Raw genomic sequence first — 20,613 nt, 5'->3', positions numbered from 1 at the left:
TTTACCCCAGGTTCTTGACGATGAAAGGGCCGAGCGCATTGGCCAGCGGCAGCGGCATTGCCTTCCACAGCTTGATGAAGAGTTGGTATTTCGGGTTCAGCGGGTTCACGTCCGGCAGCGCGTCGGCGGCGAACAGCTGGTATTCGTAAGGCAGCGGCTGCGCCGTGAAACCCCAGTTCTTCTTGAAGTCGAAGGCGCCGGTGCCTTTCTTGCTGCGGCCGAAATCGAACATGCGGTAGCCGTTGGCGGCGGACGCCTGCATCAGGTTCCAGTACATGAAGTCATTGCCGGCCACCTCGCGCGCCAGGTCCATGCCGCCGCCGTAGTAAGGCAGCACTTCGTCGCGGAAGAAGAAGCTCAGCACGCCGGCCACCAGCTTGCCGTCCTGCGTGATGACGCGCACCTCGCAATCGTCGCGGAAGGTCTGCTTCAGCAGGGCGAAGTATTTTTTCGGGAACACCGGGGTGCCCAGCCGGTGCACGCTGTGCGCGTAAGCGCTGAACATGCGGTCGACATTGTCGTCCACCTCGCCCTGCAGGCCCAGCTTGATACCCTTGCGTACCATCGCGCGCTGCTTGCGCGGGATGGCGTTCAGATTCTCTTCGTCGTCGCCGCTGATCGCCTTGCGGAAGGTGTAGTACAGGTCCTTGCCCTGCCATTTCGCGTCGCCCGGGTGGGCCGGCGCGTAGTTGCGGTACTCAAGGTGGCCGACGCCCAGCGCAGCGGCCAGTTCTTCGGCGGCTTTGTCCAGCAGCCGGCGCGCAGTATCGGTGATGGCAGCGACGCCGCCGTACACGCAGAACGGCAGCGCGGCCAGGTAGTGGCCGAACATGCGGCTTTTCATCCGGGCCAGCGGCAGCACGCCGGTGATCACGCCGCCTTCTTCCACATAGAAGAACCAGGTCGGGTGGCCGTAGCATTGTTCGATCACGGTTTGCCAGCCGCTGCGGTGGAAGAAGGTCGCGTCGGGGCAGGTCTGGACGAAGGCGTCCCAGCGCGCGCGCTCGTCGGCGCCGCTGCCGAGCAGCTGCACCAGAACCGGCAAGCCGCTGTCAGGCACCCGTGCCTGGCACCCGTCCGGGGCAGTCGCGCTGTCCGGCTCCGGCCCCTGGGCCTGGCCCGGGCCTGGCGGTTTCCCGGCAGCGACCGCCAGCGCAGTGGCCGCTTCCGCTTCCGCCTTGGCGCGTGCCGCGCGGCGTTCCGCCGCCGCTTCGATAATCGACGTCATGGCTGCCCCAGGAAAATGCGGTCCATGCGATCCCACGCGAAATCGCGCGTCAGAGCCCTGATGCGCGACTCCATGCGGTGCAGGTTGACGTAATGGCGGAAGCGCGTCTTCAGTCCCAGCCCTGCCGGGCGCGGCTGGCCCGGATCGAGCTCCCACGGGTGGCAGTAGAAGATGGCCGGCTGGCCATCTGCCTTGTTCACGCGCCGCATCATGCCGCGCGACAGCGCATACGGCAGCAGGCGGAAATAGCCGCCGCCGCCGGCCGGCAGGTTGCGCTGGCCCACGCGCACCGTGGTGATCGGCACTTCCAGCAGGCCCTGCTCGCCGTTCGGGTGGAAGGCGAAGCGCGGCGCATCCGGCATGCCGTAATGGTCGTGCGCAATCGGGTAGATCGAAGAACTGTAGCGGTAGCCCGCTTCCTGCAGCACGTCGAGCGCCCACAGGTTGGCCGGGCCGATCGAGAAGCTCGGTGCGCGGTAGCCCAGCACCTGCTGGCCGCCGATGTCTTCCAGGATCCGCTTGCTGCTGGAGATATCGTCCATGAACTGCGCGCGCGACTGGTCGGATGCGCGCAGGTGGCCGTAGCCGTGGCTGGCCAGCTCATGGCCGCCGGCCACGATGCGGCGCACCATGTCCGGATAGCGCTCGGCGATCCAGCCCAGCGTGAAGAAAGTGCCCTTGGCCTTGCCCTCGTCCAGGATGGCCAGCACGCGCTCGATATTGGCCTCCACCCGGCACTCGCGCTGCGGCCAGCTTTCGCGGCTGATGTGCGGCGCGAACGCCGATACCTGGAAGTAGTCTTCCACGTCGATGGTCATCGCATTGCGAACGGCCGCGCCCATGCTCAGCCCCGCGCCTTCAGCCAGTCCAGCACGATGGCGGCGATGCGCTCGGCGGCGCGGCCGTCCCAGAAGTGCGGGATGCGGCCGGCCTTGCCGGCGCCGGCCAGCTGCGCCTCATAGGCCGCCAGGATGTGCGCCGGGTCGTTGCCGGCAATGGTGTTGGTGCCTTCGTCGACCGTGATCGGGCGCTCGGTGTTGTGGCGCAGCGTGATGCACGGCGTGCCCAGCGCAGTGGTCTCTTCCTGGATGCCGCCGGAATCGGTCAGCACCACGCGCGCATCCTTCATCAGGCCCAGCATCTCCAGGTAGCCCATCGGCGGCAGCAGCAGCACTTCCGGCCGGTCCAGCAGGTGGCTCAGGCCGAACTTCTCGATGGTGGCGCGGGTGCGCGGGTGGACCGGGAAGATCACCGGCGTGCGCTCGGAGATTTTGGCGGCCGTTTCCAGCAGGCCTTGCAGCACAGCCCTGTCGTCCACATTCGATGGGCGGTGCAGTGTCAGCACGGCGTATTCGCCCTGGCCGGCCTTGAAGTCGGGGCGCCCGGCATCGGCCGCGATGCGCGGCGCCGGGACGGCGCGCGCCAGGTTGGCGCGCAGGGTATCGATCATCACGTTGCCGACGAAGTGCACGCGCCCGCCGGCGATGCCTTCCTTGGCCAGGTTGTCGGCGCCGCTCTCCTCGGTGGTGAACAGCAGGTCGGACAGCTGGTCGGTCAGCAGGCGGTTGATTTCTTCCGGCATGGCGCGGTCGAAGCTGCGCAGGCCCGCTTCCACGTGGATCACCGGCACGCCCTTCTTGGCCGCCACCAGCGCGCAGGCGATGGTGGAGTTGACATCGCCCACCACCAGCACGGCAGCCGGCCGCACTTCATCCATGGCCGGCTCGAAGCGCTTCATCACGTCGGCGGTCTGCTGGGCATGGCTGCCGGAACCGACTTCCAGGTTGATGTCCGGGCTGGGGATGCCCAGCGCGTCGAAATACTGCTGGTTCATGGCCACGTCGTAGTGCTGGCCGGTGTGCACCAGCAGCGCCTCGACCTGCGGCTTCAGTTGGGCGAAGGCGGCCATGATGGGCGCCATCTTCATGAAATTCGGGCGCGCGCCGACGACGCACAGGATACGGAAGGCACTCATTCGTTGCTGTCCTGGTGGATGTTGTAAGACGAAGGCGAACGCACGATCTTCTTCAGGATCGACAGCACCGACGCCAGGGATTTCTCGACGCGCATCATGCGTTCGTCCAGCACCGCCGGGTACGGGCTGCCGAACGCCAGGTCGGCGCCGCCGGCGGCGTGCGGCGCGCCAATAGCGCCATCGGCGGGCGCCGCCTCGGGCGGCGGCGGCTGGAATTCCTGCGCGATATCGCGGATCACCGTGTCGACGTCGCTATCGGTGAACTCCTGCATCTCTTCCAGGAAGCCCATCAGCAGCAGGCGGTCCATCAGGTGGTTGGTCTTGCGCGGGATGCCGCCGGTGTACTGGAACACGGCAGCATAGGCGGCCGGCGTCAGGTGCGGGTTGCCGCGCCAGCCGACGGTGCGCATGCGGTGCTCGATATAGGCATTGCTTTCGCTGCTGTCCATCGGGCCCAGGTGGTAGGTCGCGATCACGCGCTGGCGCAGCTGCGACATGCCGGGGCTGTGCAGGGTGGCGCGGAATTCCGGCTGGCCCAGCAGGAAAGTCTGCAGCAGCGATTTCTCGTCGGTCTGGAAATTGGACAGCATGCGCAATTCTTCCACCACTTTCGGTGTCAGGTTCTGCGCTTCGTCAACCACCAGCAGGGCGCGCCGGCCGTCCTGTTCGCACTGGCGCAGGAAGACTTCCAGGCGCCCCAGCAGGGTGGTCTTGCTGGCCGTGTCCTCGCAAGGCAGGCCGAAGCCGCCCACCACGCCGCGCAGCACGTCGTCGGAATTGAGGTGGGTGTTGACCAGGTGGCAGGTGATGATCTTGTCCGACGCAATCTGGTTGAACAGGTTGCGCACCAGCGTGGTCTTGCCGGCCCCGACTTCGCCGGTGATGACGATGAAGCCCTCGCCCTGCGACAGGCCGTACTCCAGGTAAGCCATGGCCCGTTTATGGCCTTTGCTGCCGAAGAAGAAATGCGGGTCGGGCCGCAGGCGGAAGGGCTTGTCGCTGAGCCCGTAATAGCTTTCGTACATGAGAAGGCCTTGATGCTTAGAATCTCGTTGTCAATGTCGCGGACACGGCATTTTCCGTGTATTTCTGGCCGCCCAGCCCGAGCGAACCGCGCACGTGGCGCAGCTCCACCATGCCGGTGGTACGCTGGGTATACGTGCGCGACAGGTTGAGGCGCACGTCGCGATGGTTGCTGCCGCGCGCATCGCTCAACGATTTGACATTCATGGCATTGCCGATCAGGGTTGCCACGGTTTGCGCCCCGGGCCGGTAACTGATGCTGGCCATGGCGCCGATCTGCTCGGTATTGTCGTTCAGGGTGGCCAGCGAGCTGCCCAGCAGCACGCTGTCGACCTGTTGGCTCGACAGCATTTGGCGCTTGTTCTTGAACATGCTGACCGTTGTCGTGGTGCGCGCCAGCTGCCATGCCATGCCGGCGTTCAGCTGCTTGTTCAGCGAATAGCGGTTGCTCAGGAAGTTGACGCTGGTGGCCAGCGAACGCGGCAACCCGGCCGACTGGATATAGGCCTGTACCACGGCAGCGCGCAGCAGTGCGTCCGGCACCTGGGCGCGGAACAGGTTGTCCAGCATGGCAGCGGTATCGATCGCCTGCGGCAGCACGAACTGGCTGCGGGTCGAACTGACGGAATCGCTGTAGCTGATGTTCCACACGGTGCCGCGGCTGCGGTGCTGCAGCGCCAGGCTGTAGCTGGGGCCATAGAAGCGGTGGCCGGCGGTGGCCTGCAGCGAGGTGCGCGCGGACGGCGTCCATTGCAGCGAACCGCCATAGGCCGCGCCGGACTGGGCGCCGCCTACGCTGCTGAAATCAAAACTGTCGTAACCGCCGTACATGCCGAGATTGAGCTGGGGCGTGGCCGCGTAGCGCAGGTTGACGTTGGCGGCCTTGGAACTGGTGCTTTGCTGGCGCTCGCCGCCGCCGGCAACCGGCAACTGCTCGTCGAACACCGAGCGCGACGCCGTGGCATCCCAGCCAAAACGGCGGAACGTCGGCCCACTGGTCAGCTGGGCGCTGATGGTGTCGCCATCGCTGCGGCGCATGCCGGCGTTGTCGGTGCTGACCGAGTCGCGCGTGTAGCGCAACTGGCCGTTGGCAAACGCGCCGAAGCGGTGCACCAGGTAGGGGCTGATGCGGTAGGTGCGCACCTCGGTGCGGTTGGTGCTCACATAATCGTTGCCGGCTTGCTGCGGGCCAAAGGCCGAGGTGGCTTGCTGGTGGATGCCGGCCTGGGCGTCGAGGTACAGCAAGTCGTCCAGCAGGCGCGACTTGAGCAAGCCATTCAGGTTCTGGTTGTGGCGCTGGGCGCCATTGCGGCGCGCGCCGGCATATTCGTACAGGTTCAGCGAATAGTCGAGGCTGAAGTCGAAGCGCTGTGAATGGTTGAGCAACTGGAAGCCTGGCGTGAGCTGCAGCACCCAGCCGCTCTCGGCCCGCTCATCCGTCTGCAGGCCGACGTTATCGGAATACGTGGCGCGCGCCGCGGCGCTGGGCGTGAAATCCCACGCGGCATGCGCCGGAAAGGCCAGTGCCAGGCCTGCTGCCAGCGGCAGCAGGGCCAGCCCATGGCGCTTAGCCATAGTGATAATCATAGGTTTCGGTACCCGGGAATTCACGCGACTTGTTGTAGATCAGGTTGACGTTGCTCAAGCCTTCCAGCTGGCGCAGCGACTCCTTGACCGCATGCTGGGTGGTGCGTTCCGACTCCACCACCATGACGATCTGGCCCATATTCGAGGCCAGCACATGCGATTCGGACGTCAGCAGCAGCGGCGGCGAATCGAAGATCACGATACGGTCCGGGTAGCGGTTCGCGATCTCGTTCACCAGGTTTTTCATCATGTGCGACGCCAGCAGCTCGGTCGCCCGCGGCGAGCTGGTGCCGGCCGGCAGGATCGACAGCGTATTGACGTTGGTGCGCAGCATGACGTCGGCCATGTCGACATTGTCGTCCAGCAGGATGTCCATCAGGCCGCGCTGGGCCGGCAGGCCGAGCGTGCGCAGCACCGATGGACGCGCCACGTCGGCGTCGACCAGCAGCACGGTATGGTCCAGTTCCATGGCAATGCTCATGGCCAGGTTGATGGCGCAGAAAGTCTTGCCTTCGCCCGGCAGCGAACTGGTAATCATGATCAGGTTGCCCGGGTTGTCGCCCGGCTTGCGGGCGGCGAAAGCGCGCTTGATCAGCGGGCGCTTGATGATGCGGAAGTCTTCCACCAGGGCGGTGCGGCCGCCGGCGGCCGTCACCAGGCCGGATTCATGCATGCGCATCAGGTCCAGTTCCACCACATGGGTGGTGCGGCGGCTGGCGTCGCCGTGCGGCTGCAGGGTGGCCAGCGTCGGTACCACGGGCGAAGGCGCCGCGGGGGCGGCAGCCGCAGCAGCTGCGGCCGCAAATGCTGCTTCGGCTACCGGAGCCGCGGCCGGTGCCTGGGGAATGGTGGCCTCGGCAGTGGCGTCGGCAGGACGCGCTTGTCCGAGGCGATTGGCGGCTTTTTCAATAATGCTCACTTGATGGACTCCCTGGGTGTTGCGCAGCTCAGGCGGCGCGCAGCAAGGTAATGGTGAGGACACCGCCAAACGCGGTCAGCAGCGAGGCCACGGCCAAGCCAAAGACATACACCCGGCGCCGGCGCGACGAGCGCTGCTGCTCGGTCCAGTTCATGCCGATGGTGCCGAGGATCGGCACGCCGGTCACTTCGCGCAAGCTGTGCTGGCTGAGGAAGGTCGGCCGGACTTGGCTCATCAGGAACGCACTGCCCAGGCCGGACAGCAGGGAGGCCACGAAGACGATCGAATAGTAGCGCGCGCGGTTCGGGCCGACCGGGGTTTGCGGCACGATCGGCGGGTCGATCACCCGGAAGCTCATCATGTCCGTGGCCGAACTGAGGTCGCCGGACAGCTTGGCCGATTCACGGCGCTGCACCAGCTTTTCATAATTTTCCTTGTTGATCGCGTAGTCGCGGTTGAGCTGGGCCAGTTGCGCCTCCACTTCCGGCGCTGCCGTGCTCTGCGAGCGCATGCGCTCCATGCGCGACGAATATTCGCCGACGCGGGCCTTGAGCGACGCCACGCGCGCTTCTTCCACTGACAGCGCCACGTTCATCTGCTGCAGCATCGGGCTGTAGCCGGCGCCCGGGTCGCCGCTCTTGGCGGCCTTCTTCGCCTCTTCCTTCTTGCGCTGCTGCAGGTTGGCAATCAGGCGCTTGGCGGAAATGATGTCCGGATGCTCTTCGGTGTACTGCATGCGCAGGCCGTCGAGCTGCTTTTCCAGCGTCGAGATGCGGCCGTCGATTTCCGGGTTGGCGATATTGGTCGCATCGGCCGCCGGCGCCATGTCTTCCCCGGCGATCTGGCGCTTGATGGCATTGCGCGCCTGTTCCGCTTCCAGCAATTCCAGGCGCGCCTGGTTCAGCTTTTCCGACAGGTCGCCCAGGTTGCTCGAATAGTCGGTGCCCTGGCGCGGCAGCAGCCCCATATGGCGGATCTTGAATTCCTTCAGCGAATTTTCGCCGGCCGCCAGGCGCTCTTCATACATCTTGATCTGGTCGTCGATGAATTGCACGGCCTTTTCCGAGTCCTGCTTCTTGCCGCCGAACGAGCCTTCGACGAAGATGGTCAGCAGCGCCTGCACCACTTCCTTGCCCAGCTTGGGATTCTCGTTGTTGTAGGAGATGGTGTAGATGTCGTCGCGCTCGGTGCCGGTGACCTTGATCGCCGTCATCAGTTCGTCGACCTGCTTTTCTTTCTCCTTGCTGTCCTTGGCCTTGATGTCCAGGTCGACCATGCGCAGCACGCGCTCCACATTGGGGCGGCTGATCAGGGTGCGGCGCATGAACATCACCTGCTGCTCCACGTTGGGGGTGGTGGTCATGCCCGCCATCAGCGGCTTGAGGATGCTCTGGGTATCGACGTAGACCCGGGCCGAGGCCTGGTAATCGCTGGGCAGGCGGTATACCACGGCCCAGCCGACCAGGGCCACCAGCCAGGCAATGGCAACGGCATACCAGCGGTATTTCCCGATTGCTTTAAGAAAGGTCAACAGCAATGCCAAAATTTCTGCCATCTCGATCACTCATCCCTGGTTAGGCAGGCAAACTGTCGCAAATGCCTACATCTAATATTGCCTAAATAACATCTAATCTCTATCATACAGCAGAACGCGCTGGCTGTTACTATTAATTTATGTCTGTTGCGCACTGCTGACGAAAAGAATTTAACATTTCCACATGGAAATTCACCACTTTGGAGGCTGCATGGCTAAGCTGATTTCACTTTTCCTGGCGGCCTGCCTGGGCTGCGCCGGCCCGCTGGCCGCGGCGGCGCCGCTGACGCGCACCATCGCTGCGGTCAAGCCCAGCGTGGTCGGCATCGGCACCTTCAACCGCACCCGCAGTCCCGCCATCGTATTCCATGCCACCGGCTTTGTGGTGGGCGATGGACTGTCGGTGATCACCAACGCCCACGCGGTGACAGCGCTCGATTCGGAAAAGCTGGAAACCCTGGGCATCGTCACCGGCAAGGGCGACCAGCTGCAGTTCCGCGAAGCCAGCGTGGTCACCATCGACCGCGTGCACGACCTGGTGCACTTGCGCCTGGCTGGCGCGCCGCTGCCGGCGCTGGCCCTGGGCAGCAGCGAGATGCTGGAGGAAGGCAATGAGCTGGCCTTTACCGGCTACCCGCTGGGCATCCTGCTGGGCCTGAACCCGGTCACCCACCGCGCCCTGCTGGCGGCGCAGACGCCGGCCATCCTGCCGACGCCGACTTCGCGCGGCCTCAACCCGCGCGCCGTGCTGCAGCTGCAGCGTGGCGCGCCGTTCACGATTTACCAGCTCGACGGTACAGCCTACCCCAGCAATAGCGGCAGCCCCGTGTATGATCCGGAAACCGGCAGCGTGGTGGCCGTGATCAATATGACCCTGGTCAAGGGCACCAAGGAAAGTGCGATCACCGCCCCCAGCGGCATCAGCTACGCCATCCCGGTGCGCCATGTGCTGGAACTGCTGCAGCAGGGCGGCGCACAAAAATAGCAAGATAAAATGGCAAGACTCGTGGTATAACAGGCAATGCTAAAAAGCAAACAAGGAGAATAATGTGAATACACAAACCAAGCTGGCCCGCGTGCTTGCCGCGAGCGCCGTGATCCTGGGTGCACTGGGCCTGGGCGGCTGCGCCACGTCCCACAGCGGCGCCCCGGCCGATGCCGGCGTCGTGCCGCAGACCGATTACCTGATCGGCCCGGGCGACAACCTGAGCATCATCGTCTGGCGCAACCCGGAAGTATCGCAAGTGGTGCCGGTGCGCCCGGACGGCAAGATCACCACCCCGCTGGTGGAAGACTTGCCAGCCAGCGGCAAGACCTCGACCGAACTGGCGCGCGATATTGAAAAGGCGCTGGCCAAATTCATCCAGCAGCCGGTGGTCACCGTCATCGTCACCGGCTTTGTCGGCACCTATGGCGAGCAGATCCGCGTGATCGGCCAGGCCGCCAAGCCGCAGTCGCTGCCTTACCGCCGCGACATGTCGATCCTGGATGTGATGATTGCCGTCGGCGGCGTCACCGAATTTGCAGCCGGCAACAAGGCCAGCATCATCCGCATGGTCGACGGCAAACAGCAGCAATTCAACGTGCGCTTGAACGACCTGATCAAGGATGGCGATATTTCCGCCAATGTGCCGATGCGGCCGGGCGATATCCTGGTGGTGCCGGAGAGCTTCTTCTAAACTGGAAGTACCAATTCGATAGTTTCCTGCAGGTGTCGAGAATTCTTACAGTTCAAGATATCATTAGCCAACGGGGGCCTGCTGCGCCCCCGTTGACGCAGCTAAGCAGCTGATTTTCCAGCTATTCCTTAGGTGAAACTCGTATCTGGAACGGTACTTGCTTATTCACTAAGCATCACGGGCAGCCGAGCTGCCCATCTCAATTCGCAAGGACGACGACGTGGCCAACGAACAACAGCCAGGCAAGCAACTGAGCGCTAAAGGCGCTGCGCGCCGCCGCTTCACCCGCGCCGGTGCCGCAGCATCCGGCGTGCTGCTGACCCTGCACAGCCAGCCCGGCATGGCAGCGGTGGTATGCGCCGGACCGTCGGGCTTCCAGTCGGGCCTGGTCAGCGCACGCCCCAACGATCCGGGCGCCTGTGCCGGCCGCTCGCCGGGGTATTGGAAAAATACCGATCCGGTCGACAGCAGCGGCGGCCAAGGCAACGGCAAGGGCGGCGGCAAGAAGCCGACACCGGCGCCGCTGCCGGACAAGGTCTGGCCGGCTGGCGCTTTGCCAACCGATAAGTTCCGCAGCGTGTTCACCTGCACCCTGGAGATGAACAGCACCTACGGTTCGGACAGCTGTACCCTCGACTTTATCCTCGGCAGCGGGGCCACCTTCGACACCGACAAGCTGGGCGCCCACCTGGTGGCGGCCTACCTGAACGTACTCGATGGCAAGTCTGGCTTCCAGAGCGTGCCGATGCTGCAGAACATCTGGAATGAGCTGCGCAATACCGGCTACTTCAGCCCGACCGCCGGCGTGAAGTGGGATGCCAAGCAAGTGGTCGACTACCTGTCGGGTACCATGGCTTGATGCCGCAGCAGTGGCAACTGGTGCCGGGCCAGTCCCTGCTGCACCGCAGCTGGGACGGCCAGGTCGTGCTCTACAACGAAGTGTCCGGCGCCACCCACCTGCTGGATGAGCAGACCCTGGGCTTGCTGCAAGCCTTGCGCGACGGCGAACTCGGGCCCGACGAGTGGCACGATGCCGAGCTTCAGCTGGCCTGTGCCGACCTGGGCAAACTCTACCTGGTGGAACCATGCTGAGCGTGGCCTCGCTGGCGCCTGCCGCGCTGCAGGCGCGCCTGGCCGGTGACGGCTTGCGCCTGCGTACCGGCCGTTTCACGGTGCGGCTGCAGGCCGACATGCCCAGCGTGGCGGCCGGCATCGGCCAGTTGTATGGCGACTACCCGCTGCTGCAGGACAGCGATTTCGCCGACTTCCACCTGCAATTGCGGCGCCCCCGTTCGGCGCGCCGCTGGCTGCGCCCGCAGGTGCGCCTGCATTGCGACGGCTATGAAATGTTCCAGCCGATGCCCTTGCAGCACGCCTTTCCCATGTTCGAGTGGGGCTTGAACTGGTGTGTCTCGAGCCGTGCCCACCGCTACCTGATCGTGCATGCCGCGGTGCTGGAACGCCATGGCCGCGCCGTCATCCTGCCGGCCCCGCCCGGCTCCGGCAAGAGCACCCTGACGGCCGCCCTGTGCGGCAAGGGCGGCTGGCGCCTGCTGTCCGACGAGCTGACCCTGCTCGAACTCGACACCGGCCTGCTGGTGCCCAACCCGCGCCCGATCAGCCTGAAGAACGCCTCGATCGGCATCATCCGCGCCTACCTGCCGGATGCGGTGCTGAGCACGCCGGTGCGCGACACCAGCAAGGGCACGGTAGCCCATATGCGCGCGCCGGGCGACGCCGTCCTGCGCGCCGCCGACTGCGCGCCGCCGGCCTGGATCGTGTTCCCCCATTACAGCGCCGGCGCCGCCACCACGCTGGAACCGCTGGCGCGCGCCGCCACCTTCATGGAACTGGCCGGCAACAGCTTCAACTACAGCGTGCTGGGGGCGCCCGGCTTCCACGCCCTGGGCCGCCTGATCGAGCAGGCAGCCGGCTTCCGCTTCCGCTATAGTGCGCTGGATGAAGCCCTGGACACCTTCGCCCGCCTCAATGAAAGCTGACGTGCCGCTCCTGTTGCGCGCCTTGCGCGCGCCGCAGCAGCTGGCCGGCCTGCCGCCGGCCGGCTGGGACCTGCTGCTGCGCCAGGCCGCGCATGCCAACCTGAGCGCCACCCTGCACCATTGGCTGGACCAGCACGGCATGCTGGCGCAAGCCTTGCCGCAGGCGCGCGAGCAACTGTCGTGGGCCGCCGTGATGGCGCGCCGCCACCGCCAGGCCACCTACTGGGAAATCCGCCTGATCGGCAAGGCGCTGGCCGGCCTCGGCCTGCCGCTGCTGCTGCTGAAAGGCGGCGCCTATGCCGCCGCCAGCCTGCCGCCGGCTGCCGGCCGCCTGTTTTCCGACATCGATATCCTGGTGCCGGAAGACAGCCTGGCGCAGGTGGAAGCGGCCCTGATGCGCCACGGCTGGGTCGGCACCCACCACGACCATTACGACCAGCGCTATTACCGCGAATGGATGCACGAGCTGCCGCCGATGATGCATGTCCTGCGCCGGACCGCCATCGACGTCCACCACACCATCCTGCCGCGCACGGCGGCCCAGCGCCCCGATGCGCGCCTGTTGCGCGCGGCGGCGCGAACGCTGGCGGGCGCTGGCGCAGCGCCGGACACGGCCGTCCTGGCGCCGCTCGACATGGTGCTGCACAGCGCCACCCACCTGTTTGCCGACGGCGAGTTCGACAAGGGCTTGCGCGACCTGTGGGACCTGCATTGCCTGCTCACGCATTTCGCTGAACACGAGCCCGGCTTCTGGGAAGCGCTGCCGGCGCGCGCGCGCCAGCACCAGCTGCAGCGCTTCATGTTTTACGGCCTGCGCTACAGCGCCCTGCTGCTGGGCACCCGGGTACCGCCGGCCGCGCTGGCGGCCATGGCGGCCGACGGCCCGCCGCCGCTCCTGCTGGCCGTGATGGATGCACTGTTCACGCGCGCACTGCTGCCGCACCACCCGAGCTGCCGCGGCGCCGGCGCCGCAGTCGCCGACTTCCTGCTGTATATGCGCGGCAACTGGCTGCGCATGCCGCCGCTGCGCCTGGCGCGCCACCTGTTCCATAAAGCATTTTTGACACCCAAAAATTCGCAGGGTGCGGCCGCATAACAGCAGCAACTGCCAGCGCGCTCCCGCTACAATTGCTGGGACATTGCTTTGCACGGAGCATGCATGCGACTCCCTGCCATCGTGGCGGCCAGCCTGCTGGCCCATGCTGCCTGCGCGCAGAATGCCGCCACCCTGTATGAACAAGCCCAGCGCCTGGAACACGGCGAAGGCGTGGCGCGCGACCTGGAACAGGCAGCGGCGCTGTACTGCCGCGCCGCCCGGCTTGGCGCCCCCGAGGCCCAGTACGCGCTGGGCTGGATGTATGCCAACGCACGCGGCGTGGCGCACGACGACGGCATGGCCTGGCGCCTGTTCGGCCTGGCGGCCGGGCAAGGATACGCGGCAGGCACGCGCATGCAGGCGCTGCTGCCGGCGGCCCCCGGCGCCGCGTTGCCGGCCTGCATGGCGCCCGAGCCCGCGCTAGAACTCGACCTCGCCTTGCCCACCCCAGACTACCGCGCCGCCACGCCGCAATTGCGGGCCCTGGTCGACAAGCTGGCGCCGGAATATGAAATCGAGCCGGCCCTGGCGCTGGCCGTCATCGCCGTCGAGTCCGGGTTCAACCACAGCGCCGTCTCGCCCAGGGATGCGCGCGGCCTGATGCAGCTGATCCCCGCCACCGCCTCGCGTTTTTGCGTGCTCGACGCCTTCAATCCTGAGCAGAACCTGCGCGGCGGCCTGGCTTACCTGCGCTGGCTGCTGGCGCGCTACAGCGGCGACGTCACGCTGGCCACGGCCGCCTACAATGCCGGCGAGCAGGCGGTCGACCAGTATGGCGGCGTGCCGCCCTACGATGAAACGCGCGCCTACGTACGGCGCATCGGGAAACTGTACGGCAAATCCAGCCATCCCGTTACGGCAGCAGCACCGGAACGCTGCGTGCACCGCATAGCAATTCGCGCACGCCGATGATATGCTTGCCCGATGGAATGGGACGCGATCATCATCGGCACCGGCATGGGCGGCGCGCCGCTTGGCTATGCGCTGGCAAAGGCCGGGCAGCGCGTGCTGTTCCTTGAAAAAGGCAAGTCCCATCTGCAGCCGGGCGCGCTGACCAACAGTTACGCCGAAACGCATTTTGCCGCGCCGGCCGCGCCGGGCCCGCAGCACCGCGCCACGCTGCAGCGCGCCGGCCGCTACAGCGATACCATCCGCACCAACGCCGGCCCGCGCATCCAGCATTTCGTGCCCTTCATCGGCAGCGGCACCGGCGGTTCCAGTGCCCTGTACGGCATGGTGCTGGAGCGTTTTTTTCCTTCTGATTTCGCGCCGCGCGCCCAGCATCCGGAGGCGGCAGACGCCGACTTGCCGGAATCCTGGCCAATCGCCTACCAGGCGCTGCTGCCGCATTACGAGGAAGCAGAGCGACTGTTCCGCGTGCGCGGTACGCCGGACCCGCTGCGCCATGAGCGACTGGGCGACTGGGCCGCGCACTTCCGCGCGCCGCCGGCGCTGACGCCCGCGGCCGGCGAACTGTTCGCGTTCTTTGCGCAGCGCGCGCTGCACCCCTACCGCCTGCCGCTGGCCTGCGAATTTGTCGACGGCTGCGACGCCTGCCAGGGCTACCTGTGCGACCGCCGGTGCAAGAACGACGCCAGCCGCGTCTGCCTGGAGCCGGCCCTGTCGCAGCATGGCGCCACGCTGATGGATGAATGTGAAGTGGTGCAGCTGGAAGCCACGCACGAGGCCGTGACGGGCGTGGTATGCGAGCAGCGCGGCCAGCGCCTGACCTTGCGCAGCAAGCGGGTGTTCCTGGCTGCCGGCGCGCTGGAAACGCCACGCCTGCTGCTACAGTCGGCCTCCCCGTACTGGCCAAAAGGCCTGGCTAACTCTTCCGGCCTGGTGGGGCGCAACCTGATGCGCCACCACATCGACCTGTACGTGATCAAGCCGAAAACGCCGGCCGGTTTCGACAACCGCCAAAAGGAATTCGGCTTTAATGATTTCTACCAGCGCGACGGCCAGAAGCTCGGCTCGGTCCAATCCTTCGGCCGCCTGCCGCCGGTGCCGGTGCTGGCGGCGTCGATGGAAGACGATATCCGGCAAGGCGCCCTGCCCTGGCTGGCGCCCCTGTTCAAGCTGGCGCAGCCGGTAATGAAGCCCATCCTCAGGCAATTCGTGCACGAGCGCCTGGTGCTGGCCACCACGCTGGAAGACTTGCCGTATGCCGACAACCGCGTCACGCCAGCCAGCGGCGATGCCCGGCTGGCACTCGAGTACCGCGTACGTCCGCATGCTGCGGCACGCATCGATGCCATGCGCCGGCTGATGAAGGACGCGCTCAGGCCTTACGCCTTTGACCTGGTGAAACAGGCCGGCAATAACCAGCGCATTGCCCACGTCTGCGGCACCTGCCGCTTCGGCAGCGATGCGCGCAGCAGCGTGCTCGATGCCAACAACCGCGCCCACGGCCTGTCCAACCTGTACGTGGTGGATGGCTCCTTCTTCCCGTCCAGCGGCGGGACCAATCCCAGCCTGACGATTGCCGCCAACGCCCTGCGCGTGGCGCGCCACCTGACGGGAAAAGGAATCTACGATGATCAAGCTTGAAGATTTGCGCGGCCACTGGGCGCTGGTAACGGGCGCCTCGGGCGGCATCGGCGCCGAATTCGCGCGCGAACTGGCGCGCAACGGCGTCAACGTGGTGCTGGTGGGACGGCGCGCAGAACGCCTGCAGGAACTGGCGCAGCGCGTCGAGCAGGAGCTGGGCGCCAGGGCCGAAGTGGTACGCGTCGACCTCGCCAAACCAGGCGCGGTGGCCCATGTCAAGGAGCGCCTCGACGCGGTTGGCATCCGCATCCGCCTGCTGTGCAATATCGCCGGCATGGGGCGCTGGAACCGCCTCGAACACTGGGAGCTCAATGACTACCGCGACATGATCGAGGTCAACAACAGCGCCATGGTGGAAATGTGCTACCACTTCCTGCCCGACCTGGCATCGCATGCGGGCAGCGCGGTGATCAATGTCTCGTCGCAGGCCAGCTACCAGCCGGTGCCGTACATGGCGGTGTACGCCGCCTCGAAGGCCTTCGTGCAAAGCTTCAGCCAGGCCCTGCACGGCGAATGGAAGGAGCGCGGCATCCTGGTGCAGACCCTGGTGCCGGGACCCACCGACACCGAATTCGACGCCAAGGCCGGCGCTTACGCCAGCGCCCTGGCCACGCGCGGCAGCACGGCCGAAGTAGTGAAAGCTTCGCTGGCGGGCCTGGCCAAGGGCGACCCGGTGGTAGCCTCGATCAAGGGCACGTACAAGCAGCGCTTCTTCGCCGGCCTGTTCCCGCACAGCATGGTGATCCGCGAAGTGGGCAAGATGTTCAAGCCGCCACAATAAAAAAACCGCGCCGAAGCGCGGTTCCCGGAAGCATCGCGGCTTAGGCGCGGCGACGCAGGCGAGCCAGACCCAGCAGGCCAATGCCCATCAACAGCATGGTGCCTGGTTCCGGCACGCGGGTGAAGCGGTTCGAGCCATCAACCTTGAACAGGATGTCGTTGCGGGCCACCACTTCGGTGCCGAACGGGTCGCCGTTGTTGCTCGAACCGTTGCGGTGGAAGCCGGTGGTGGTCGAGGTGTCAGCCGGATAGTTCAGGCTCGACTGGAAGTCGATGCCGAACAGCAGGCTGGTCACGCCTTCCAGGTAGTTGGCGTCGATGAAGTCGGTCGGCGACAGCAGGCCTGCGTGCAGGCGGGCGGAACCCTGGCCGTTATTCGGTGCCAGCAGCTGGAACACGGACGAGTTGGAATCGATGGTCAACAGGGCGATCATGATGCCGTCGTCGAAGCCGACGCCAGTCGCGGTATTGGCGTTCTGGTTGGTATCGAAGTAGATCGCGACCTGGTTCTGGCCTGGCGCCAGGTTGAAGTTGGCGGTGGCGGTGCCGCCTGGGCCTGGCACGACGCTGGACACGACTTCGGTCATGCGGGCAGCGATGGTGATCTCGAACAGGCCGTCAGCCGAACCGTTCGCTTCGCCGTCCAGGCGGCCGCCCAGCGATGGGCTGCCGGTGCCGCCAGCCTTGCCGACCAGGGTGGCCTGGTACAGGAATTCGAAAGTGGAGCCAACTTGCAGCGGGGAACCGAAGGGGCCGATGCCCTTGGCCAGGCCGCTGCCGGTTTCAGCCCAGTCCAGCGAATTGACATTGGTCGCCAGGACATTGGTGCCGTCCTTGATGGTGAATGGGGTGATCACATCTGCCTGGGCTGCACCAGCAGCGAACAGCAGGCTGGCTGCAGTAGCGAGCGGGAGCAGTTTGCGGAAAATCTTCATTGTTTTGACTCCTGAGTTAAGGGGCTGTTTTGACCTTTTGCTGCTCTCCGGCCTCGCAGCGGGCACATACTCCTATGAGCAATAGTTGTGCCAGTCACCCGGTTCCCATAGAAATCAATAACTTGCAAGATTACTGTTAGTACCATGTTGGTATTAACTTATGTCGTTGTAAGGATTTTCGACAGTAACTTGCTAAAAGATTCCGACGACCGATAGTTACCGAATATGACCATCAGTTGGCGCGCGGCAGCGCTCGCGGCCGGCGTGGCCAGCAAGCCTTCCACGGCCTGCCGCAGCGCCGCCTCATCGAAGCGGTCGGCCCGCAGCAGCGCTCCGGCACCGGCCGCGACAATTCCCTGCATATTCAGGAACTGGTCGAGGTTGCCGGCAATGCCCACCAGCGGCACGCCGGCCGCCAGCGCCTGGTGGCTGGTCGGGCTGCCGCCGTTGCAGATCACCAGCGCGGCGCGGCGCGCCGCCTCTTCGCCCGGCAGGAAGTCGGCCACGCGCGCGTTGTCCGGCACCGCATCGAGCTTGACCATGCCCACGGTGGCGGCCAGCACCGTCAGCGGCAAGCCGGCCAGCGCGCGCAGCACGCCGGGCAGCAAGGCGCCATGGCCCGAGCTGCCCACGGTCACGTACACCAGCGGACGCCCGGCCGGCAACTGGTCCCACCAGTTTGGCAGCGGCAGCGGCGGCGACCACAGCACGGGGCCGATGAAGGCGTGGTTGGCGGGCAGGTCGTGCGGCGGGAACAGTTCCGGCACATCGGCGTACAAGGTGTAGTCGGCATCGGTATACACCCGGTTCAGGTCCCAGCCCAGCGACGGCAGGCCATGCCGGCGCCGCACCTTGTTGAGCGGAATGGTGTGCAGTGCAAATGCCAGCGGGCGCGCCAGCTTGAACAGCGCATTGGCCAGCGGGATCGGCAGGAAGCGTGTCAGCGGCAGGCTGGGCACGATGTATTCCTGCTCCACGAAGGGGCTCCAGTAGGCATTGATCAGCGAGACATAGGGCACGCCGGCCAGGCGCGCGCTGATCGACAGCGACAGGCGGAAGTCGCCCACCACCACATCGGGCCGGACCTGGCGCAGCAGTTGCAGGTCTTCTTCCACATAGCCGGCCAGCGTCGCCGCGTCATACACCGGCTTGCCATCCGCCAGCGCCTGCAGGAATTGCTGGTTCGGGATGCTGTGGATGGTCCAGCGCACCAGGTCCGCGCCTTCGAAGCAAAAGCCGTAACGGTCGGCACAGGCAAAGTGCACTTCGTACTCGGTACGGTCGAGGCTGGCCGACAGCGCCAGCGGGCGGCCGACGTGCGCCAGCGTGACGGCTTCGGCAACGAACAGGATTTTCTTGCGCTGCATCATGGGCCGCCCGGCCTATTTCATCAGCTCGGCCAGCGGCTTGCGCAGCGAGCGCGCCGTGGGCGCCTTGCCGGCGCCGAGGCGGCCCATGAAGACCGCGGTTTCCGGCGCGGCGCCGATCACGCCGGTGAGCTGGCCATACAGGCGGCGCGCCGACTCCTGCAGCTTGTCGAGGCGGGTGAAGCGCAGTGCATGGCGCACATAGCGGCCGAAAATCAGCGGAGTCATTTCCGGCTGCATGTGCAGGCCGAGCGTGGTCAGGGTCAGCCAGAAGCGCTGGGTGGCGCGGCCGGCGGCCACGTAATCGTCGATGCCGGCCGGCGCGCGGCTGGCACGGATCACGAAGTGGGCGGCGCAGGCCATGCCGGGCAGCAGGTCCATCTGCAGGCGCGGGGCCCAGGTGCCCATCAGGGTATTCATGGTGTTGACCCGCTGCCAGCTCGCCATCGCCCACTTCATCAGGGCCAGGGTGCCGTGGTCGACGCCCAGCGCCTGGTCCGGCACCTTGTCCGGGCTGTGCGTCTTGCCCCAGTCGATGATGCTGCGGTGGACCTCGTACGCTTCCGGCATGGTCAGGCGCAGCTTGGCGTTGTTGAACATCAGCCGCGCCGCCGCCCAGCGGCCGCCGAAGCCTTCGATCCACTGCACCTGGTGCGCCGGACCGACCGCCGCTTCCAGCGCCTGCTTTTCCTGCGCGCTCAGCGGCCGCGTGCTGAGCGGGCGGCGCTGCACGCTGCGCGTGGTGATCGCCGCCAGCAACGGGCTGGGCTTGATGGCGGCATCAGGCGTGAAGCGCACATCGAACACGGGGTGGGTATCCGGGCTGTCGCCGCGCCGCAGCGCATCGGCGCGCAGGCCATGGCCGCTGGCGGCCAGCGCCATGGTTTCCAGCATGGCGCCCACGGCGACCTGGCTCGGATGCCCGTCCAGGTCGTACACCACGTGCTCGCGCGTGTCGTGGCAGTGCACGGCCACATGGTCCGGCGCCAGGATTTCGAAGCGCCACACCTGCGTGTTGTCGCCGCTGGGGGCCCAGCGCGCCAGGTCCAGGATCTGTTCGATGGTAGTCATGATTGGGCCATTTTCGCAAAGGCGCGCTTGCCGATCATGATGGCCAGGCGCTGGATCGGGTTGTTGTTGCCGCCGGGGCGCCAGGTGCGCACCAGCTGGTTGCGGTAGGCATCGAACTGCATGCCGTGCGGCGCCGCCCGCACATCGCCGCGCCCGAGCAGGATCTTGAGCGCTTCGGTGGCGGCGATGCCGGCGCACAGCTGGCAAGCCATGATGGTCGACGGCCCGCGCCGTTCGGCGAAATTGACGGCCGACGGCACCACCAGGTAGGGCCGGTGCAGGCCGGCCGGCGCCAGCCCGACCACAAAGCGGATCGCCTTGTCGCTTTCGGGCAGCTGGCCCCAGCCGAAATACTCTTCAAACGTCATCCGGCCCGGCAGGAAGTTCAGCAGCGCCGCGCCCATGCCCAGCGGCGCCACGGTGGTGGCCGGGATGCCGCGCGCGGCGCACAGGGCGAAGGTCTGCTGGCGGATGTCGAAGGCGAAGAAGTCGAGGCTGTCGATGTAAATGTCGACGCCGTCGAAAAATGCCTCGAGGTTGCCGGCATTGATTCCGTCCGGGAAGGTCTTGATCTCGAGTTCGGGATTGACGTCGCGCGCCATGCGCGCCATCACGTCGATCTTCGGCAAGCCGCGCGTCGATTGCATGGCGCCGACCTGGCGGTTGAAGTTGGCCAGGTCGAATTTGTCGAAGTCGGCAATGTGGAAGGAGCCGACGCCCAGGCGTACCAGGGTCATCAGGTGCACGCCGCCGACGCCGCCGGCGCCGGCAATGGCCACCCGCTTGCCGCGCAGGCTGGCCTGCTCGGCTTCGGTGACCCAGCCGATATTGCGGGCAAAGGCCTTGCTGTAGATGAAGGGGTCGCTCAT

20 protein-coding genes are annotated in these 20,613 nt (G+C 66.1%); 9 read left to right on the top strand and 11 right to left on the bottom strand.

Annotated features, from left to right (window positions below):
* Position 1 precedes the first annotated feature (1 nt).
* Genes ASE26_RS05350 through ASE26_RS05320 form a run of 7 tightly spaced genes read right to left on the bottom strand, consistent with a single transcriptional unit; the run spans position 2 to position 8,287 of the window.
* Positions 2–1,228 carry a FemAB family XrtA/PEP-CTERM system-associated protein gene (locus ASE26_RS05350; RefSeq protein WP_082507168.1) on the bottom strand — a complete coding sequence of 409 codons (1,227 nt, stop codon included), beginning with the start codon at positions 1,226–1,228 and terminating at the stop codon, positions 2–4.
* On the bottom strand, positions 1,225–2,070 hold the full coding sequence (locus tag ASE26_RS05345) for an XrtA system polysaccharide deacetylase (RefSeq protein WP_055926924.1): 846 nt from the start codon (positions 2,068–2,070) through the stop codon (positions 1,225–1,227). The genes ASE26_RS05350 and ASE26_RS05345 overlap by 4 nt, the downstream gene beginning before the upstream one ends.
* A gap of 2 nt (positions 2,071–2,072) precedes the next feature.
* Positions 2,073–3,203, bottom strand: coding sequence for a non-hydrolyzing UDP-N-acetylglucosamine 2-epimerase (wecB, locus tag ASE26_RS05340; RefSeq protein WP_055926926.1), 1,131 nt, complete (start codon positions 3,201–3,203; stop codon positions 2,073–2,075).
* Positions 3,200–4,228 (bottom strand): XrtA/PEP-CTERM system-associated ATPase, encoded by a 1,029-nt coding sequence (locus ASE26_RS05335; RefSeq protein ID WP_055926928.1) that lies wholly within the window; start codon positions 4,226–4,228, stop codon positions 3,200–3,202. The genes wecB and ASE26_RS05335 overlap by 4 nt, the downstream gene beginning before the upstream one ends.
* Positions 4,229–4,244: 16 nt before the next feature.
* Positions 4,245–5,801, bottom strand: a complete 1,557-nt coding sequence (locus ASE26_RS05330; protein WP_055926929.1) for a TIGR03016 family PEP-CTERM system-associated outer membrane protein — start codon at positions 5,799–5,801, stop codon at positions 4,245–4,247.
* The gene (locus ASE26_RS05325; protein WP_055926931.1) at positions 5,794–6,732 is read right to left on the bottom strand and encodes an XrtA-associated tyrosine autokinase; all 939 of its coding nucleotides are present in this window, start codon (positions 6,730–6,732) and stop codon (positions 5,794–5,796) included. Before ASE26_RS05325 ends, ASE26_RS05330 begins: the two co-directional genes overlap by 8 nt.
* A gap of 28 nt (positions 6,733–6,760) precedes the next feature.
* Positions 6,761–8,287: an XrtA system polysaccharide chain length determinant gene (locus tag ASE26_RS05320; protein WP_055926933.1), complete on the bottom strand. Its 1,527-nt coding sequence runs from the start codon at positions 8,285–8,287 to the stop codon at positions 6,761–6,763.
* 190 nt (positions 8,288–8,477) lie between these two features.
* Here ASE26_RS05320 and ASE26_RS05315 point away from each other — a divergent pair, with 190 nt between their 5' ends.
* The 9 genes from ASE26_RS05315 (at position 8,478) to ASE26_RS05275 (ending at position 16,372) form a co-directional block, all read left to right on the top strand.
* Positions 8,478–9,251 (top strand): serine protease, encoded by a 774-nt coding sequence (locus ASE26_RS05315; RefSeq protein ID WP_055926935.1) that lies wholly within the window; start codon positions 8,478–8,480, stop codon positions 9,249–9,251.
* 64 nt (positions 9,252–9,315) lie between these two features.
* Positions 9,316–9,945: an XrtA/PEP-CTERM system exopolysaccharide export protein gene (locus tag ASE26_RS05310; protein WP_055926937.1), complete on the top strand. Its 630-nt coding sequence runs from the start codon at positions 9,316–9,318 to the stop codon at positions 9,943–9,945.
* Between the two features lie 220 nt (positions 9,946–10,165).
* On the top strand, positions 10,166–10,804 hold the full coding sequence (locus ASE26_RS05305) for a hypothetical protein (protein WP_055926939.1): 639 nt from the start codon (positions 10,166–10,168) through the stop codon (positions 10,802–10,804).
* Positions 10,804–11,037, top strand: coding sequence for an HPr-rel-A system PqqD family peptide chaperone (locus tag ASE26_RS05300; protein ID WP_055926940.1), 234 nt, complete (start codon positions 10,804–10,806; stop codon positions 11,035–11,037). Before ASE26_RS05305 ends, ASE26_RS05300 begins: the two co-directional genes overlap by 1 nt.
* Positions 11,031–11,945, top strand: coding sequence for an HprK-related kinase A (locus ASE26_RS05295; protein WP_200960794.1), 915 nt, complete (start codon positions 11,031–11,033; stop codon positions 11,943–11,945). The genes ASE26_RS05300 and ASE26_RS05295 overlap by 7 nt, the downstream gene beginning before the upstream one ends.
* 1 nt (position 11,946) lies before the next feature.
* Positions 11,947–13,041: a nucleotidyltransferase family protein gene (locus ASE26_RS05290; RefSeq protein ID WP_229207078.1), complete on the top strand. Its 1,095-nt coding sequence runs from the start codon at positions 11,947–11,949 to the stop codon at positions 13,039–13,041.
* 63 nt (positions 13,042–13,104) lie between these two features.
* Positions 13,105–13,953, top strand: coding sequence for a lytic transglycosylase domain-containing protein (locus tag ASE26_RS05285; RefSeq protein ID WP_055926943.1), 849 nt, complete (start codon positions 13,105–13,107; stop codon positions 13,951–13,953).
* A 12-nt stretch (positions 13,954–13,965) separates the two neighbouring features.
* Positions 13,966–15,591 carry a GMC oxidoreductase gene (locus tag ASE26_RS05280; RefSeq protein ID WP_057245718.1) on the top strand — a complete coding sequence of 542 codons (1,626 nt, stop codon included), beginning with the start codon at positions 13,966–13,968 and terminating at the stop codon, positions 15,589–15,591.
* Positions 15,578–16,372 carry an SDR family oxidoreductase gene (locus ASE26_RS05275; RefSeq protein WP_055926948.1) on the top strand — a complete coding sequence of 265 codons (795 nt, stop codon included), beginning with the start codon at positions 15,578–15,580 and terminating at the stop codon, positions 16,370–16,372. Before ASE26_RS05280 ends, ASE26_RS05275 begins: the two co-directional genes overlap by 14 nt.
* A 40-nt stretch (positions 16,373–16,412) precedes the next feature.
* On the opposite strand, the gene pepA is transcribed toward ASE26_RS05275, so the two are convergent.
* The 4 genes from pepA to ASE26_RS05255 all read right to left on the bottom strand — a co-directional run bounded on the left by pepA (position 16,413) and on the right by ASE26_RS05255 (position 20,613).
* Positions 16,413–17,306: a flocculation-associated PEP-CTERM protein PepA gene (gene pepA, locus ASE26_RS05270; protein WP_055926949.1), complete on the bottom strand. Its 894-nt coding sequence runs from the start codon at positions 17,304–17,306 to the stop codon at positions 16,413–16,415.
* 158 nt (positions 17,307–17,464) lie between these two features.
* Complete coding sequence (locus ASE26_RS05265; protein WP_229208114.1) at positions 17,465–18,676, bottom strand: glycosyltransferase; 1,212 nt, start codon at positions 18,674–18,676, stop codon at positions 17,465–17,467.
* Between the two features lie 12 nt (positions 18,677–18,688).
* Positions 18,689–19,744, bottom strand: a complete 1,056-nt coding sequence (locus tag ASE26_RS05260; RefSeq protein ID WP_055926951.1) for a molybdopterin biosynthesis protein MoeY — start codon at positions 19,742–19,744, stop codon at positions 18,689–18,691.
* The gene (locus tag ASE26_RS05255; protein WP_055926953.1) at positions 19,741–20,613 is read right to left on the bottom strand and encodes a ThiF family adenylyltransferase; all 873 of its coding nucleotides are present in this window, start codon (positions 20,611–20,613) and stop codon (positions 19,741–19,743) included. Before ASE26_RS05255 ends, ASE26_RS05260 begins: the two co-directional genes overlap by 4 nt.

The organism is Duganella sp. Root198D2 (genome assembly GCF_001428585.1).
Taxonomy (GTDB): Bacteria; Pseudomonadota; Gammaproteobacteria; order Burkholderiales; family Burkholderiaceae_D; genus Rugamonas.
Note: the sequence above shows the minus strand (reverse complement) of the source record. Positions and strands in the feature narration are given on the sequence as shown.

Bases quoted from the DNA above. Each gene is read 5' to 3' on its own strand.
- ASE26_RS05350 (WP_082507168.1), bottom strand. From the start codon at position 1,228: ATGACGTCGATTATCGAAGCGGCGGCGGAACGCCGCGCGGCACGCGCC.
- ASE26_RS05345 (WP_055926924.1), bottom strand. From the start codon at position 2,070: ATGGGCGCGGCCGTTCGCAATGCGATGACCATCGACGTGGAAGACTAC.
- wecB (WP_055926926.1), bottom strand. From the start codon at position 3,203: ATGAGTGCCTTCCGTATCCTGTGCGTCGTCGGCGCGCGCCCGAATTTC.
- ASE26_RS05335 (WP_055926928.1), bottom strand. From the start codon at position 4,228: ATGTACGAAAGCTATTACGGGCTCAGCGACAAGCCCTTCCGCCTGCGG.
- ASE26_RS05330 (WP_055926929.1), bottom strand. From the start codon at position 5,801: ATGGCTAAGCGCCATGGGCTGGCCCTGCTGCCGCTGGCAGCAGGCCTG.
- ASE26_RS05320 (WP_055926933.1), bottom strand. From the start codon at position 8,287: ATGGCAGAAATTTTGGCATTGCTGTTGACCTTTCTTAAAGCAATCGGG.
- ASE26_RS05315 (WP_055926935.1), top strand. From the start codon at position 8,478: ATGGCTAAGCTGATTTCACTTTTCCTGGCGGCCTGCCTGGGCTGCGCC.
- ASE26_RS05300 (WP_055926940.1), top strand. From the start codon at position 10,804: ATGCCGCAGCAGTGGCAACTGGTGCCGGGCCAGTCCCTGCTGCACCGC.
- ASE26_RS05295 (WP_200960794.1), top strand. From the start codon at position 11,031: ATGCTGAGCGTGGCCTCGCTGGCGCCTGCCGCGCTGCAGGCGCGCCTG.
- ASE26_RS05285 (WP_055926943.1), top strand. From the start codon at position 13,105: ATGCGACTCCCTGCCATCGTGGCGGCCAGCCTGCTGGCCCATGCTGCC.
- ASE26_RS05280 (WP_057245718.1), top strand. From the start codon at position 13,966: ATGGAATGGGACGCGATCATCATCGGCACCGGCATGGGCGGCGCGCCG.
- ASE26_RS05275 (WP_055926948.1), top strand. From the start codon at position 15,578: ATGATCAAGCTTGAAGATTTGCGCGGCCACTGGGCGCTGGTAACGGGC.
- pepA (WP_055926949.1), bottom strand. From the start codon at position 17,306: ATGAAGATTTTCCGCAAACTGCTCCCGCTCGCTACTGCAGCCAGCCTG.
- ASE26_RS05265 (WP_229208114.1), bottom strand. From the start codon at position 18,676: ATGATGCAGCGCAAGAAAATCCTGTTCGTTGCCGAAGCCGTCACGCTG.
- ASE26_RS05260 (WP_055926951.1), bottom strand. From the start codon at position 19,744: ATGACTACCATCGAACAGATCCTGGACCTGGCGCGCTGGGCCCCCAGC.
- ASE26_RS05255 (WP_055926953.1), bottom strand. From the start codon at position 20,613: ATGAGCGACCCCTTCATCTACAGCAAGGCCTTTGCCCGCAATATCGGC.